This is a genomic window from Lactobacillus sp. UMNPBX16 (genome assembly GCF_002553775.1).
In the GTDB taxonomy this organism is placed as follows: domain Bacteria; phylum Bacillota; class Bacilli; order Lactobacillales; family Lactobacillaceae; genus Lactobacillus; species Lactobacillus crispatus.
This window is the reverse complement of record NZ_PCYU01000111.1, coordinates 1-380: the sequence shown is the minus strand read 5'-3', so window position 1 is coordinate 380 and position 380 is coordinate 1. Positions and strand designations below refer to the sequence as shown.

The following is a 380-nucleotide window of genomic DNA, read 5'->3' as shown; positions in this document are numbered from 1 at the left end:
TGCTGGCGATGCGCTCGCTTGGTTGCAGCAATATCGACTACCTGGTACCAAACCGTTTCGAAGACGGTTACGGCTTAAGCCCGGAAGTGGTCGATCAGGCCCATGCCCGTGGCGCGCAGTTAATTGTCACGGTGGCTAACGGTATTTCCTCCCATGCGGGGGTTGAACACGCTCGCTCGTTGGGCATTCCGGTTATTGTTACCGATCACCATTTGCCAGGCGAAACATTACCCGCGGCGGAAGCGATCATTAACCCTAACTTGCGCGACTGTAATTTCCCGTCGAAATCACTGGCAGGCGTGGGTGTGGCGTTTTATCTGATGCTGGCGCTGCGCACCTTTTTGCGCGATCAGGGCTGGTTTGATGAGCGTGGCATCGCA

Annotated in this window: 1 protein-coding gene; it reads left to right on the top strand. The window is 56.1% G+C overall.

Annotation, left to right across the window (positions count from 1 at the left end):
- On the top strand, nt 1–380 hold a 380-nt coding region (locus CP367_RS10605), incomplete at both ends, for a DHH family phosphoesterase (protein WP_233187513.1).